This is a genomic window from Actinoplanes sp. NPDC048988, assembly GCF_043197815.1.
In the GTDB taxonomy this organism is placed as follows: Bacteria; Actinomycetota; Actinomycetes; order Mycobacteriales; family Micromonosporaceae; genus Actinoplanes.
On the sequence record NZ_JBICTW010000009.1, the window covers coordinates 41,971 to 56,500 of the forward strand.

The window sequence follows — 14,530 nt, forward strand, 5'->3', positions numbered from 1 at the left end:
GCTCCTTAGAGGCGAGCTGAGTGCCGGGCGACCAGGTCGCGGGCGGCGGGCAGGTCGTCGGGGGTGTTGAGGGTGACGATCTCGGGGGCCCCGTTGCCCTTGAGCTCGCGCTTGACCAGGCCGGCCAGGGTGCCGGCGGGCGGCAGCTCGATCACGCCCGTGACGCCGAGCTCGGACAGGGCCCGCATGCACAGGTCCCAGCGCACGGGCGCGGTGACCTGGCGGACGAGTCGCTGAACCATCTCGGCGCCGTCGGTGACGGCGGTGCCGTCGAGGTTGGAGAGCAGGGTGCGCGCCGGCTGGGCGGCGCTGATGCCGCCGGCGACGGCGGCCAGGGTGGTCTCGGCCGGTTGCATGTACGGCGTGTGGAAGGCACCGGCGACCTCGAGCGCCCGGACCCGCGCCTTCTCGGGCGGGTCGGCGGCCAGCGCCGCGAGCCCGTCGAGCGAGCCGGCCGCGACGACCTGGCCGGCCGCGTTGCGGTTGGCCGGGTACAGGCCGTGCTTCTCGATGGCCGCGAGCACCTCGTCCGCGTCGCCGCCGAGGACCGCGCTCATGCCGGTCGGCTCGAGAGCGCAGGCGGCCGCCATCTCGCGGCCGCGCAACCCGGCCAGCGCGACGGCGGCCTCGGACGGCAGCACGCCGGCCAGGGCGGCCGCGCCGAGCTCGCCGACGCTGTGCCCGGCGACCAGGTCGACGCCGTCGAGCGGCAGCTCGGAGCCGGCCAGTAGCGCGGCGGCGACCAGCAGGGGCTGCGTACGGGCGGTGTCCTTGATCTCGTCGGCGCCGGCCGACGTGCCGAGGTGCACCAGGTCGACGCCGGCCAGCACCGACCACCAGCGCAGTTTGGTCTCGGCGCCGGGGAGGTCGAGCCACGGAGTCAGGAAGCCGGGCTTCTGTGAACCCTGGCCGGGGGAAAGTACGGCGAGCACGTCTTCGACTCTTCCGGATAGGTCGCCGTTGCGGGGTTGCTGACGGCGACGAAACCCTACGACGGCTGTTGTAGGAACTCTACAAGTCGGTGAGCTATGTCGCAGGGTCGAGGCGGCCGACGGCCAGCGCCAGCCGCAGGGCGAACGCGTCGCGTCCGTCCAAGGGCGACAGCCCGGTGACCTCGGCCACTCTTTTCAGGCGGTAGCGAATCGTGTTGGGGTGCACGAACAACTCGCGGGCCGCGCTCTCGAGTACCCCTCCCGCGGCGAAGAACGCGTCGAGCGTGTCGAGAAGTCCGCCGCCGGCCCGCGACAGCGCCCCGTACGCGTCGTGCCGCAGCTTGCGCCGCGCCTCCATGTCGCCGGCCAGGGTCCGCTCGGGCAGCAGGTCGTCGGCCGACACCGGGTTGGGCGCGCCCGGCCAGGCCGGCGCCGCCCGGAAGCCGGCCAGGGCGGCCCGGGCCGACTCGGTGGCCTGGTCGAGCGAGGGCACCGCCGGGCCGACCACGATCGGGCCCTCGCCGAAGCTGGCCGCCAGTGACGTGGCGGTGGCCACCGGGTCGGCGGCGCCGCCCATGACCACGACCAGCCGGTCACCGTGCACGCCGCCGATCACCTCGATGCGGCTGCGGCGGGCGGCTCGATAGACCGCGTGCAGGACGGCGGTGATGTCGCCGCCGGGGGAGCGGCCGACCACGACCGCGACCGGCGGGGCGTCGGCCCAGCCGAGGGCGGCGGCCCGGCTGGCCAGCACGTCGGAGGAGTCACCGCGCAGCAGCGCGTCGACGAGCAGGGCCTGGAGGCGGGCGTCCCAGGCGCCGCGGGACTCGGCGGCGCGGGCGTAGACCCGGGCCGCCGAGAAGGCGATCTCGCGGGAGAACTTGAGGATGGCCTGGAGCAGCGGCTCCTCCTCGCCGGGGGCGGCGAGCGCGGCGACCTCGGCCTCGGCCACGTCGATGGTCACCTTGATCAGCTGTACGGTCTGGGTCAGCGTGATCGAGCGGGCCAGCGCGCGCGGCGCGGCCGCGAAGACCTCGTCGGAGATCTCCTGGGTGCTGTCCTCGGTGGCGCCGCCGGAGCGCAGCCACTCGACCAGCGACCGGACGCCGGCCTGGGCGACCAGCATGACCCAGGAGCGCTGGTCGGCCGGGAGGGCGCGGAACCAGGGCAGGGTCTCGTCCATGCGGGCGACGGCCGAGGTGGCGAGGGCACCGGCGTGCCGTTCGATCCGGCGCAGGGTCTCGGCCGGTGGGGGTTTCGCCGAGCCCCGGGGTAGCGCGGTCTCTGACACGCCAACAGAGTGCCACGTGCGGGCCCCAGTCGAAAAAGTGGCAATTTGGGCTATTTGTCCGGTGTAGCGGTGCGCCTCTCCCGCGATTTCGGTCGGTGACCTGGCAAGGTGTCGTCCTAGCGTCGGCGGATTCGCGTCCGCTCCCGGTAAAGCGGGGGCGGTGGGTTGCCGATGAAAGACCGCGAGAGGGTGAGGAGGCGAGATGACGGAACGGGAGAACTGGCCGCTCGGCGAGGGTGAGCCCGCGCCGGAGGGCTCGCTGCCGATGGCGACCGCCGACGAGGCGGACGCGGAGATCGTGCCGGTGCCGAGCCGGGGCGGCTGCCGCACCGAACTGCACGGCTGGGCGGGCGCCCACCTGCACGGCGCGGTACGCCCTCGTCGCCGCGCCGCCGGCCGAGGCCGCCCCCCGGGCCGCTGGTGCTGAGCTCGCGGAGCACTCCTTCCACGTCACAAATCGGAATAAGGGCATGAATCCGCATTGAAGGTGAAGGTCTGCGGTCGCGAAGGACGAAGGCTCGCGAAGCGACGCCGCGCCATTCAGTGAAACTCGCAAATGGGGCAAGTCATCCGGGCCGGCGGGCAAGGTGGCGGGGCGGAAGCGGGAAAGCGCACCCCGACCGGGTGAGGCGTGCGGCGCGCCCCGGTTGACTTAGGCGAAATGCCGGACACGGTTGTTTGGTGGACGACAAGAGACGGCTGATTCTGAACCAGGCCCTCGCTCTCGTCGACGAGCGCGGCCTGGCCGCGATGTCCATGCGGGCGGTGGCCGAGCGGGTCGGGCTGACCTCGATGGCCCTCTACCCGTATGTGGGTGGCAAGGACGCGCTGCTCGACGGTCTGGTGGACCTGCTCACCATCGAGCTGGAGAACGAGGGCCGCGACGAGGGCGACGGCTGGCAACGGCGCCTGCGGGCGCTGAGCCGGTCCGTACGGGCGCTCGCCCAGAAACACCCGGGCGCCTTCCCGCTGCTGCTGAACCGGCCGGTGGCGGGCGCCTCGGCCTCCTGGCTGACCGCCGCGCTGCGCGGGATCCTGCACGACGCGGGGGTGCCCGAGAGATCCGTACCCCGGCTGGCTCGCATGATCCTCGCCTTTCTGCTGGGTTATGCCACCGGCGAGGTCACCGGTGGGCTGCCGCCGGCCGCGGCCCCGGACGAGTTCGACGAGGACCTGGACGATCTCGTACGCCTCGTGGAGGTCGCCGTTCAGGTCGCGTGATCGGCGTTCCGCGCCCCCACACCCCATTCCGCGCCTATAAAGGGCATATGTCCGGAAACGAGGGTGAGGAAGACCTGCGCACGTTCGTCGCGGCCCGCCTGCCGCACCTGCGCCGCTCGGCCTTCCTGATGTGCGGCGACTGGCAGCTCGCGGCCGAGCTGACCCGCGCCACCCTGGCGCGCCTGGTCGTAGACAGCCGGCGCGGCGCCGTGGCCGACGCCGACGTCTACGCGTACGCCGACCTCATGGAGTCCTGCCGCAAGCGCAACCGCCGCCGCGAGCACGTCTTCGTGGCCTCGGCCGGCGCCGAAGGTGTCGCCGCCGAGTCGATCCTGCTGCTCGACGCCCTGCACAAGCTCGCCCCGCGCTGCCGGGCGGTGCTGGTGCTGCGCTACTGGGACGGCTTCGACGTGGACGCCACCGGCGCCATGCTCGACCTGGACGACGAGCGGGTAGGCGCCTATGAGCGGGCCGGCCTGGCCGCCCTGGAGAGGCTGCTCACCGAGTCGGAGGCGGCGATGGCCGGATGAGCGCGCCGAGCGGGCCGCTGCGCGAGCTGCTGGAGCACGTCCTCGAGGGGGAGCCGTCGGTCGGCGACGAGGTCGACGCGGTCTTCCGCCGGGCCGACCGGCTGCGCCGGCGCCGCACGCAGCTGTTGCTGGGCTCGGGCCTGCTGGGCGCGGTGGCGATCGTGGCCGCCGGCTACCTACTCACCACCACCCTGCTGCCGGGCGCGCCGTCCGCCGTGGCTCCGGTCGTGTCGGTTCCGGCGACCGTCCGGCCGGCGCCCGCCGTCTCGGAGGCTTCCGACGGCGTACGGGAAATGGTCGAGCCGTTGATCGTCGGTCGTGGCCTCGGGATCAAGTCGGTCGAGAGGGGTGACGGCTGGCGGCGCTATCACGTGGTCGAGGGGGACGAGCCGCGCGGCGCGATCGACGTCGCCGTCTACCACGAACCGGACGGCTACTGCTTCCCGGTAAAGGCCGACAAGAAGGCCTGCGCCCGGGTCGACAAGGCCGGTGACCTGGAGTTCGTCCGGTACGACGACGTCAGCGACGAGGACTGGCAGGTGCGCCAGACGATCGCGCGCCGCCCGGCCGACGGCCGCACGATCGCCGTGATGGCCACCGGCAAACGCGACGTGGGCGCCGCCCGCGGCAAGCCCGGGCTCACCGGCGCGCAGGTCGAGCAGGTGGCGACCGACGACCGGGTGTTCGACGCGTTCGGCGCCGAGACGTGCCGGAAGGGCTGCCCGTCGTTCCGGACGCCGGTCGATTAGACCTTGCGGCGGATCAGGAAGGCGATGCCCGCCAGGCCGACCAGGATGGCCGCGAGGACGGCGCCGTTGAGCAGGAACAGGCGGCGCACCTCGCCCACGTACTCCTGCACGCCGGCCGGCTCCTTGGCCGCGTCGACCTCGAGACCCTGGCCGATGCCGCCGCCGATGCCGCCGGTGACCACGTCGGGCTTCGACTTGAGCGGCACGCCGGCCACCCGCAGCGCCTCGGGCATGGTGAGCCGGCCGTAGAACCAGCCCTCGGCCTTGGCGCCGGTCGGCTGCTTGGCGGTCCGGTGGGCCCGCGGGCCTCCGGCGGCCAGCGGGAACAGTTCGTACACCTGCAGGGCCTGCTTGTTGTTGAGCAGGGTGACCGTGTATTTGACGCCGAGCTTGTCGCCCGGGAGGGCGGTCGTCTGCGACGTGGCCGAGCCCATCCAGCTGACCTCGCTGAGCAGGCTCTCGAAGAGCCGCTTCTGGGTCTTCTGATCGACGACGATCTGGCCGTCCACGTCCTTGCCGGCGATCTGCACGATGTTCGGCTTGGCCGCCGGCTTGGGCGCGGCCTGCGCGGCCGCGGGCGCGAGCCCGACCGCGAGCGCCGCCGTCACAGCCAGCAACCTGGTGATCGTCTTACCAACCATCGTCCGGCCTCCCCGCCCCGTGGTGGACATGGCTTGTTGCCAAGCCTTCCCGGAACCGCGCCCGGGCGCATCTCCAGTCCGACGAATTTGAAGCCATCTGGGGATGACCGAGATACGACGACGACCGTTGATCAGCGGCGAAATAGTACCTAGTCCGCGCAACACGAAGGGGGCCCGGTCATCCGAACGGGCCCCCTTTGCCATCAAACTGTGATACAGCAAAATGTGTTACAAGCGGGCGCGTGCCGCGCGCAGCCGGGCGAGAGTCCGCTCGCGGCCCAGAACCTCGATCGACTCGAAGAGCGGCAGGCCGACCGACCGGCCGGTGACCGCCACCCGTACCGGCGCCTGGGTCTTGCCCAGCTTGAGCTCCCGGGCCAGCCCGACCTCCTCGAGGGCGGCCTTCAGCGGCTCGGCCGACCACTCCTCGAGCGCCTCGAAGGCGGCCGCGGTGGCGTCGAGGATGTCGGCCGCGCCCTCCTTCATCGCCTTGGCCCACGACGCCTCGTCGATGGCCGGCTCGGCCAGGAAGAAGAAGTCGACGTAGTCCACGATCTCGGACAGCACGGCGATGCGGGTCTGCGCCAGCGGGGCGACGGCGGTGAAGACCTCGGCGTCGAAGGCCGACGGCTCCCACGGCGGGGCCGGGATCGTGTCGGTGCCGCTCAGCCAGGGCGTGCAGCACTGGATGAACTCCTGCACGTCGAGCGCCCGGATGTAGTCGCCGTTGAAGGCCCGCAGCTTCTTGACGTCGAAGAAAGCGGGGGCGTGGTTGACCTCCTCGAGGCGGTACTCGTCCTCGATCACCTGCCACGGCACGATCTCGCGGTCGCCCGAGGGCGCCCAGCCGAGCAGCATCAGGTAGTTCTTCATGGCGGCGGCCAGGTAGCCCTCGTCGCGGTAGCTTTCCAGGGCCACCTTGTCGCGGCGCTTGGACAGTTTCTGCCGCTTCTCGTTGACGATGACCGGCACGTGGGCCCAGATCGGCGGGGTGTGCCCGAGCGCCTCCCACAGCAGCTGCTGCTTGGGCGTGTTGGGCAGGTGCTCCTCGGCCCGGATCACGTGGGTGATGTTCATGGTCATGTCGTCGACGACGTTGGCCAGCAGGAAGACCGCGGAGCCGTCGCTGCGCGCGATGACGAAGTCCTCCATCAGCTTGTTCTCGAAGGTGGGCTTGCCGCGCACCAGGTCCTCGACGACGGTCTCGCCCTCGTCGGGGGTGCGGAAGCGCAGCGCGCGGCCCTCGCCCGGCCCGAGCCCCCGGTCGCGGCAGAAGCCGTCGTAGCCGGTGTGCTGATTGCCGGTGCGGGCGATGACGTCCTCACGCTTGCAGTCGCAGTAGTACGCCTTGGCCTCGCCGTAGAGGCGGGTGGCGGCGGCGGTGTGGTCCTGCGCGTAGGAGGACTGGAAGTACGGGCCTTCGTACGTGCCGCGCTCGATGCCGATCCAGTCGAGCGCCGAGATGATGCCCTCGGTCCACTCGGGACGGTTGCGGGCGGCGTCGGTGTCCTCGATCCGCAGCACGAAGACACCGTCGTGCTGCTTGGCGTAGATCCAGTTCTGCAGCGCGGAGCGCGCGCCACCGACGTGGAACATGCCGGTCGGAGAGGGGGCGAAGCGTACTCGTACAGTCACGAGTCAAGGGTACCTATGGCACCGAGCGGATTTTCACCACCGCCACGGCACCCAGAATGGTGACGAGGGCGGTCAGCGCGAACAGCGCCGGGTAACCGCCCAGATGGGTCACGATCGGGGCCGAGATGGCCGGGCCGATGGCCTGCGGCGCGGCGCTGGCGATGTTGATGACGCCCAGGTCCTTGGCGCGGTCGGTGGCGGCCGGCAGCACCTGGGTGATCAGGGCGGTGTCGACGGCCAGGTAGACGCCGTAGCCGGCGCCGAACAGCAGGGCCGCGACCATCGAGACTCCCCAGGTCGGCCAGATGGCCAGCAGCGTGGCCGCGACGGCGATCAGCACGCCCGACCAGATCACGAAGATCTTGCGGCGGCCGAGTTTGTCGGAGAGGTGGCCGCCGACCATGGCCGTCGCGATCATGCCGACCGTGTAGAGCAGGATCATGATCAGCAGGCCGGTGTCCGGATCGTCGAGCTTCACCGCGTCGGTCAGGAAGTACAGCAGGTAGAGCGTGCCGAGCGCGTTGCCGAGCTGCACCAGGAAGCGGGTGCCGAAGGCCCACATGAAGTCGGGATTGCCCCGCAGGTCGAGCCGCCAGCTCGCCTTGACCCGATGGCCGTCGGGCAGCGGCTCGTCTTGTGTGAGCAGGGCGAACGGGGCGGCGAGCAGGACCAGCCCGAGCGCCAGCACGATGTAGCCGAGCCCGATGTCGGTGACGACCGCGGTGACCAGGATGGCGCCGAGCACCAGGCCGAGCGCCTGCGGCATGCCGATCCAGCCCGAGACCAGTCCGCGCTGGATCACCGGCACCCGGTCGGGTACCGAGGCGGTGAGTGAGGCCAGCATGACGTTGATGCCGACCTGCGCGGCGGCCCAGGCCAGGGTGACGGTGAGCAGGTTGGGTGCTTCGGCCAGCACCGACAGGGAGAGCACGGTGACGATGACGCCGCCGAGGGTCCAGACGTGCCGGCGGCCGTAGCGGCGGCCGAACAGCCGGAGCCGGGTGCGGTCGGAGAGAGCGCCGGCCAGCGGGGCGATGATCACCGCGACCAGGGCGCCGATGCCGGTGACCAGGCCGAGCCATAGCTCCTTGTTGTCCTGGGTGAGCTCGGCGACCTGTTCCGGCAGCAGCACCTGGATGGGGGTGTAGCAGGCCATCCAGAGGCCGAGGTTGGCCGCGAAGAGCAGGCCGATCCAGGATCGGCGGACCGGAACCGTAGGCTCGGCGAGGGCCGTGGCTTCGTGCGCGACGGCCATCCGGCCTCCTCGAAAGGTGAAAGTTCCTCGGAGGTTAGAGGATCACCGATCCCCTGGGAAGAGAGCCTACGGAAAGTGGTCAACCGGTTGCAATACGAGATTGGGGTGTTCTGATGGGCACGATCGTGGCGGTGGAGTACGTGACCCTCGACGGCGTCTTCGAGGAGCCGTCCTGGAGCGGGCCGTACTTCAACGACGAACTCGGTGGCTGGCAGGCCGCCAACCTGGGCGAGGCGGACGCGCTGTTGCTCGGCCGCAAGACGTACGAGGGCTTCAAGGCCGCCTGGCCCCAGATGGAGGAGGCGACCGGCGACTTCGGCGTCCGGATGAACTCGATGCCCAAGCACGTCGCCACCACCACGCTGACCGAGCCCGAGTGGAACGCGACGTTCCTGCGCGGCGACGTGGCCGAGGCGGTGCGGGCGCTCAAGGCCGGGCCGGTGAATCTTCTCATCAACGGCAGCGCCGACCTGGTCAACTACCTGACCCGGCACAACCTGATCGACGAGTACCGGATCATGATTTATCCGGTGGTGCAGGGCGAGGGCCGCAAACTCTGGGAGCCCGGTACGAAGATCGCCCTGTCGCTCACCGGCACCTGGCAGACCAAGACCGGCGTCGACGTGGTCACGTACGTGCCGGCCTGATCCTCACACCGTGAACCGGTCGACCAGGCCGGTCAGCTTCCGGGCCGTCGCGTCCAGCTCGTCGGCGGCCCGGTGGGAGACGGCCACCGAGGCCCGGGTGCCGTCGACGGCGCCGCTGACCACGCCGATGCCCTCGGCGATGTCCCGGCTTCCGGAGGCGACCTCGGAGATGTTGCGCGCCATCTCGGCGGTGGTCGCGGCCTGCTCCTCGACCGCCGCCGCGATCGCCGTCTGATAGTCGTTGACCTGGGCGATCCGGGCCGTGATGGCCTCGATCGCGTCGACCGCCCGGCTGGTGTCGCTCTCGATCGCCTGCACCCGCGAGGTCACGTCCTCGGTGGCCCGCGCGGTCTCCTGGGCCAGCTCCTTGACCTCGCCCGCGACCACCGCGAAACCCTTGCCGGTCTCGCCGGCCCGGGCCGCCTCGATCGTCGCGTTCAGCGCCAGCAGGTTGGTCTGCTCGGCGATGCTGGCGATCAGCCGCACCACGTCGGCGATCGCCGCGGTCGAGGTGCGCAGCTCGCCGATCACGCCGGCCGCGGCCGCGGTCAGCCCGACGCCGTCCCGGCCGGCCTGGGCCGCGTCCTGCGCGTTGTTCGAGATCTCGGAGATCGACGCGCCCATCTCCTCGGCGCCGGCCGCGACCGTCTGCACGACGTGCGAGACGCTCTCGGCGGCCACGTTCACGTGCCCGGCCCGGGCGGCCGCCTCGTCGGCCGAACCGGCCAGCTCGCCGCCGGTCGCGGCCACCTGCCGGGCCGTGCCGGCCACCTCGTGCGAGGCGGCGGTGACCTCGACCATCACCGTTCTCAGCTCGTCCACGGCGCTGTTCAGCTCGGCCGAGGCGACGGCGATCTCGTCCGTGCCGTCGACCGGAACGACCACGGTCAGGTCACGCTTGGCCAGCCGGGACAGCCCGCCGGTGAGGCCGGCCAGCCGGCCCGCGATGCGCCGGGCCAGGGTCGCCGCGACCAGGCCGCCGACCACCGCGAGCAGCACCGCCGCGATGACGAAGGCGACCAGCATGGTCTTGCGGCCGTCGCGGACCGCGGTGATCGGCCCGGCCGAATCGGCGTCGTAGCCGCCGATCGCGATGGCCCACGAGTACGGCTTGTAGAAGGCGACCGTCGTGGTGGTCGGCCCGGCCTCGGCCCCCGACGACCCCGGCAGCTTGTAGGACGTGGTCCAGGTCGCGCCGTTCTCCAGGGTCGGCGCCTTGCCCACGATCTCCGAGACGTACTTGACGCCGTTCGCGTCGGCCGAGTCGATGTCGACGCCGTCAGTGGCCCCGTCGATGCTGGACGCCACGACCCGGCCCGCGTCGGCCGCCGAGGTGCTGAAGACGGTCGCCCAGCCGTTCTGGCCGAACGAGCCGGCCGTGACGGCCGCGGTCAGGTTCTCCAGGGCCGCCGACTGCGGAACGCCGGCGAACAGCGAGCCGACCACCGCGCCGGAGGCGTCCTTGATCGGGTCGTAGGCCGTGATGTACCAGGTGTCGACCACCTTGGCCACGCCCCGGTACGACTTGCCGGCCTTGATCGCGGCGGCCACGGCGTTCGCCTTGCCGTCCGAGGTGGCCGGGATGTACGTGCCGATCGCCCGGTTGCCGGTCGCGGCCTTGACGGTCGTGCCGACCCGCAGCAGGTCGCCGGCGGTGTTCATGCGCTGGAAGACGGTGACCACGGCGCCCGAGACCGACGCCGCGTCGTCCACGAAGGGCGTGGTGACCTTGAGGTTCTTGTTCTGCCCGAGCCACGTGCCGCCGACCGTCATCCGGGGCAGGGTGACCGTCGTCTTGGCGCTCGTGACCTGGTTGGTGGCGGTCCACGTCGCGGTCCGGTCCGAGAAGGAGACGCCGCCGCGCAGGGCCAGCAGCTTGTTGGCGGCGTTCATCGAGACGTCGACGCTGTGCTGCACCTCGTCGCCCACCGACGACACCAGGGTGGTGACGTCGCTGGTGATCTGTTTCAGGTTCGCCTCGTTCTGGGCGACCACCTGAGTCTCGGTGCTCTCGGCGAAGTCGCCGCTCTTCCAGGCGCCCACCAGCACGAGGACACCGGCGGTGCCGATCACCCCGCCCAGGCCCAGAGCGAGGAGCTTGTGACTGATCTGCATGCCGCGTCCCACTCCGTACCTATCGGCATGCTTCGGAGACGACTGAGCCGGACCACCCCGTACGGGATGGTCCGGCTCAGATGGTGAAACTCAGCTGTCGCCGCCGGTCTCGCCGACCGGCGCCGCGTTGACGTCGTCGATCGCGTACTTCTTGGCCGCCTCGGCCGGAACGTGCGACGGCACCTTGCCCCGCAGCGCGAGCTGGCGCAGCGTGGCCACCGTGACCGACTCGCCGTCCACGTGGAAGTGGCGGCGCAGCGCGTGCCGCGTGTCGCTCATGCCGAAACCGTCGGTGCCCAGCGACGTGTAGTCGTTCGGCACCCAGCGCGAGATCAGGTCGGGCACCGCCCGCATGTAGTCGCTGACCGCGACGACCGGGCCCTCGGTGCCCTCCAGCTTCTGCTCGATGTACGGCTTGCGCGGCTGGTCACCGGGGTTGAGGAGGTTGTGCTCCTCGGCCTCGATGGCGTCGCGGCGCAGCTCGGTCCACGAGGTCACCGACCAGACGTCGGCCGACACGCCCCAGTCCTCGGCCAGCAGCTGCTGAGCCTTGAGAGCCCACGGCAGGCCGGTGCCGGAGGCGAGCAGCTGTGCCTTGGCGCCGGTCGCCCCTTCGGGCGCCGCCGCGTACCGGTAGATGCCCTTGAGCAGGCCTTCCCGGTCGAGGTCGGCCGGCTCGGCCGGCTGGACGGCCGGCTCGTTGTAGACGGTGAGGTAGTAGAAGACGTTCTCCTGCTTCTCGCCGTACATGCGGTGCAGGCCGTCCTCGACGATGTGCGCGATCTCGAACGCGAACGCCGGGTCGTAGGCCACGACGGCCGGGTTCGTCGCCGCGATCAGCAGCGAGTGACCGTCCTCGTGCTGCAGGCCCTCACCGTTGAGCGTGGTCCGCCCGGCGGTGGCGCCGAGCAGGAAACCGCGGGTCATCTGGTCGGCGGCTGCCCAGAACTCGTCCGCCGTCCGCTGGAAGCCGAACATCGAGTAGAAGATGTACAGCGGGATCATCGGCTCGTCGTGCGTCGCGTACGACGTACCGGCGGCGATGAAGCTCGCGGTCGACCCGGCCTCGTTGATCCCCTCGTGCAGGATCTGGCCGTTCGTCGCCTCCTTGTACGACAGGAAGAGCTCCCGGTCGACCGACGTGTAGGTCTGGCCGTGCGGGTTGTAGATCTTCTTGGTCGGGAAGAGCGAGTCCATGCCGAACGTGCGGGCCTCGTCCGGGATGATCGGCACCCACCGGGCGCCGAACTCCTTGTCCTTCATGAGGTCCTTGAGCAGGCGGACGAAGGCCATGGTGGTGGCGATCTTCTGCTTGCCGCTGCCCCGCTTGACGTCGCCGAACGCCTTCGAGTCGGGGATCTGGAGGATCTTTCCCTTCGTACGGCGACTCGGGATCGAACCGCCGAGCTCGCGCCGGCGCTCCAGCATGTACTGCATTTCGTCGGACTTCTCGCCGGGGTGGTAGTACGGCGGGAGGTACGGGTTCTCCTCGAGCTGCTTGTCGCTGATGTCGAGGTAGAGCCGGTCCCGGAAGCCCTTGAGGTCGTCCAGGGTCAGCTTCTTCATCTGGTGGGTCGCGTTGCGGGCCTCGAAGTGCGAGCCCAGCGTCCAGCCCTTGATCGTCTTGGCGAGGATCACGGTCGGCTGGCCGGTGTGCTCCATGGCCGCCTTGTACGCCGCGTACAGCTTGCGGTAGTCGTGCCCGCCGCGCTTGAGGTTCCAGATCTCGTCGTCCGACAGGTGCTCGACCAGCTTGCGGGTGCGCGGGTCACGGCCGAAGAAGTGCTCACGCACGTACGCGCCGGACTCGCCCTTGTAGGTCTGGTAGTCACCGTCGGGCGTCACGTTCATCAGGTTGACCAGCGCGCCGTCGCTGTCGGCGGCCAGCAGCGGGTCCCACTCGCGGCCCCAGACGACCTTGATGACGTTCCAGCCGGCGCCCCGGAAGAACGACTCCAGCTGCTGGATGATCTTGCCGTTGCCGCGGACCGGGCCGTCCAGGCGCTGCAGGTTGCAGTTGATGACGAAGGTGAGGTTGTCGAGCTCCTCGCGGGCGGCCAGGCCGATCGCGCCGAGCGACTCGACCTCGTCCATCTCGCCGTCGCCCAGGAACGCCCAGGTGTGCTGCTGACTGGTGTCCTTGATGCCGCGGTTGTGCAGGTACCGGTTGTACCGCGCCTGGTAGATCGCGTTCAGCGGGCCGAGGCCCATGCTGACCGTCGGGAACTCCCAGAAGTTCGGCATCAGGCGCGGGTGCGGGTACGACGGCAGGCCGCCGCCCGGGTGCGACAGCTCCTGCCGGAAGCCGTCCAGGTCGTTCTCGGAGAGCCGGCCCTCCATGAAGGCCCGGGCGTACATGCCGGGGGAGGCGTGGCCCTGGAAGAAGATGTGGTCGCCGCCGCCCGGGTGGTCCTTGCCGCGGAAGAAGTGGTTCATGCCGACCTCGTAGAGGCTGGCGCTCGACGCGTACGTCGAGATGTGGCCGCCGACGCCGATCTCGGGGCGCTGCGCGCGGTGCACCAGCATCGCGGCGTTCCACCGGATGTAGGCGCGGATGCGCCGCTCGACGAACTCGTCACCGGGGAACCACGGCTCGCGCTCGGGCGTGATCGTGTTGACGTAGTCGGTGGAGGTCAGGGGCGGGATGCCCACCTGTCGCTCCCGCGCCCGCTCGAGCAGGCGCAACATAACGTAACGGGCTCTCTTGGCGCCCCGCTCGTCGATGACTCCGTCGAGGGACTCGACCCACTCGTTAGTTTCCTCGGGGTCGATGTCCGGAAGCTGGCTCGGCAGGCCGTCGCTGATCACCGGGCGCTTGCGCTCCGTGGCCACAGGCATTCCTCTTGGTCGGGTGTCGGACCGAACGGCCCATTGTGTGAGTCGCGCGGTAATAACTCCATCCTGCCCCTTCGCAGTGTGCGTCGTCACGCCTACCGTGCGGGTACGCGATGCGCGACACAGGTACTGGTCAGTAACATCCTCTTAACGTCAGGCGGGCAGGAAACTGAACCGTACCTGGCGCTCCGGATTGTCTCCGTTGGTGTCCACCAGGCAGACCGACTGCCAGGTTCCCAGCGCGATCCGGCCATTGATGACAGGCAATGACGCGTACGGCGGGATCCAGGCCGGGAGAACGTGGTCGCGCCCGTGCCCGCGCGACCCGTGCCGGTGCCGCCACTTGTCCTGAGCAGGCAGAAGATCGTCGATAGCGGTCAGCAGATCCTCATCGGAGCCGGCGCCGGTCTCGATGATCGCGATCCCGGCCGTGGCGTGCGGGACGAAGACGTTGAGGATGCCGTCCCCCTCGGACTCGACGAACTCGGCCGCCTCGGCCGTGATGTCCAGGACCGTGGGCCGGTGACCCGTCCTCACCGTGATCACTTCAGTGCGCATGGGTGGAGTCTGCCAGCCCTCGTATCAGGTCGTCCGCCGATGCATTAGCCCTATAAACCTGTTTCACCCTTATTTACCCCTGAAATAGCTACCTTGTGGGGAGTTCAAAGCTTGCCCGGGC

At 70.4% G+C, this 14,530-nt stretch carries 13 protein-coding genes; 5 read left to right on the forward strand and 8 right to left on the reverse strand.

From position 1 onward, the window contains the following. Window positions 1–5: 5 nt before the first annotated feature. Both ACGFJ7_RS26355 and ACGFJ7_RS26360 read right to left on the reverse strand, forming a co-directional pair. Window positions 6–932: an ACP S-malonyltransferase gene (locus ACGFJ7_RS26355; protein ID WP_360252246.1), complete on the reverse strand. Its 927-nt coding sequence runs from the start codon at window positions 930–932 to the stop codon at window positions 6–8. A gap of 94 nt (window positions 933–1,026) precedes the next feature. After that, window positions 1,027–2,115, reverse strand: coding sequence for a helix-turn-helix domain-containing protein (locus ACGFJ7_RS26360; RefSeq protein WP_360253142.1), 1,089 nt, complete (start codon window positions 2,113–2,115; stop codon window positions 1,027–1,029). Window positions 2,116–2,425: 310 nt separating this feature from the next. Here ACGFJ7_RS26360 and ACGFJ7_RS26365 point away from each other — a divergent pair, with 310 nt between their 5' ends. The 4 genes from ACGFJ7_RS26365 to ACGFJ7_RS26380 all read left to right on the forward strand — a co-directional run bounded on the left by ACGFJ7_RS26365 (window position 2,426) and on the right by ACGFJ7_RS26380 (window position 4,723). Further along, the gene (locus ACGFJ7_RS26365; protein ID WP_360252249.1) at window positions 2,426–2,650 is read left to right on the forward strand and encodes a hypothetical protein; all 225 of its coding nucleotides are present in this window, start codon (window positions 2,426–2,428) and stop codon (window positions 2,648–2,650) included. Between the two features lie 254 nt (window positions 2,651–2,904). Then, the gene (locus ACGFJ7_RS26370; protein WP_360252252.1) at window positions 2,905–3,444 is read left to right on the forward strand and encodes a TetR/AcrR family transcriptional regulator; all 540 of its coding nucleotides are present in this window, start codon (window positions 2,905–2,907) and stop codon (window positions 3,442–3,444) included. Window positions 3,445–3,491: 47 nt separating this feature from the next. Further along, window positions 3,492–3,974: a sigma factor-like helix-turn-helix DNA-binding protein gene (locus ACGFJ7_RS26375; RefSeq protein ID WP_360252255.1), complete on the forward strand. Its 483-nt coding sequence runs from the start codon at window positions 3,492–3,494 to the stop codon at window positions 3,972–3,974. Further along, window positions 3,971–4,723: a hypothetical protein gene (locus ACGFJ7_RS26380; protein WP_360252258.1), complete on the forward strand. Its 753-nt coding sequence runs from the start codon at window positions 3,971–3,973 to the stop codon at window positions 4,721–4,723. Before ACGFJ7_RS26375 ends, ACGFJ7_RS26380 begins: the two co-directional genes overlap by 4 nt. On the opposite strand, the gene ACGFJ7_RS26385 is transcribed toward ACGFJ7_RS26380, so the two are convergent. The 3 genes from ACGFJ7_RS26385 to ACGFJ7_RS26395 all read right to left on the reverse strand — a co-directional run bounded on the left by ACGFJ7_RS26385 (window position 4,720) and on the right by ACGFJ7_RS26395 (window position 8,254). Then, window positions 4,720–5,364 (reverse strand): hypothetical protein, encoded by a 645-nt coding sequence (locus ACGFJ7_RS26385; protein WP_360252261.1) that lies wholly within the window; start codon window positions 5,362–5,364, stop codon window positions 4,720–4,722. The genes ACGFJ7_RS26380 and ACGFJ7_RS26385 overlap by 4 nt on opposite strands. A 228-nt stretch (window positions 5,365–5,592) precedes the next feature. Continuing rightward, entirely contained in the window at window positions 5,593–6,999 is a 1,407-nt protein-coding gene (gene gltX, locus ACGFJ7_RS26390; protein WP_360252264.1) for a glutamate--tRNA ligase, read from the reverse strand. A gap of 13 nt (window positions 7,000–7,012) precedes the next feature. Next, on the reverse strand, window positions 7,013–8,254 hold the full coding sequence (locus ACGFJ7_RS26395; RefSeq protein ID WP_360252267.1) for an MFS transporter: 1,242 nt from the start codon (window positions 8,252–8,254) through the stop codon (window positions 7,013–7,015). 113 nt (window positions 8,255–8,367) lie between these two features. Between ACGFJ7_RS26395 and ACGFJ7_RS26400 the strand changes: the two genes are divergently transcribed. Continuing rightward, a complete protein-coding gene (locus tag ACGFJ7_RS26400; protein ID WP_360252270.1) occupies window positions 8,368–8,901 on the forward strand; it encodes a dihydrofolate reductase family protein in 534 nt (177 codons plus the stop codon). A gap of 3 nt (window positions 8,902–8,904) precedes the next feature. On the opposite strand, the gene ACGFJ7_RS26405 is transcribed toward ACGFJ7_RS26400, so the two are convergent. The 3 genes from ACGFJ7_RS26405 to ACGFJ7_RS26415 form a co-directional block, all read right to left on the reverse strand. Beyond that, the gene (locus ACGFJ7_RS26405) at window positions 8,905–11,016 is read right to left on the reverse strand and encodes a methyl-accepting chemotaxis protein (protein ID WP_360252273.1); all 2,112 of its coding nucleotides are present in this window, start codon (window positions 11,014–11,016) and stop codon (window positions 8,905–8,907) included. Between the two features lie 90 nt (window positions 11,017–11,106). After that, a complete protein-coding gene (aceE, locus tag ACGFJ7_RS26410) occupies window positions 11,107–13,848 on the reverse strand; it encodes a pyruvate dehydrogenase (acetyl-transferring), homodimeric type (protein WP_360252276.1) in 2,742 nt (913 codons plus the stop codon). Between the two features lie 156 nt (window positions 13,849–14,004). Next, window positions 14,005–14,409: a YjbQ family protein gene (locus ACGFJ7_RS26415; RefSeq protein WP_360252279.1), complete on the reverse strand. Its 405-nt coding sequence runs from the start codon at window positions 14,407–14,409 to the stop codon at window positions 14,005–14,007. Window positions 14,410–14,530: the final 121 nt, after the last annotated feature.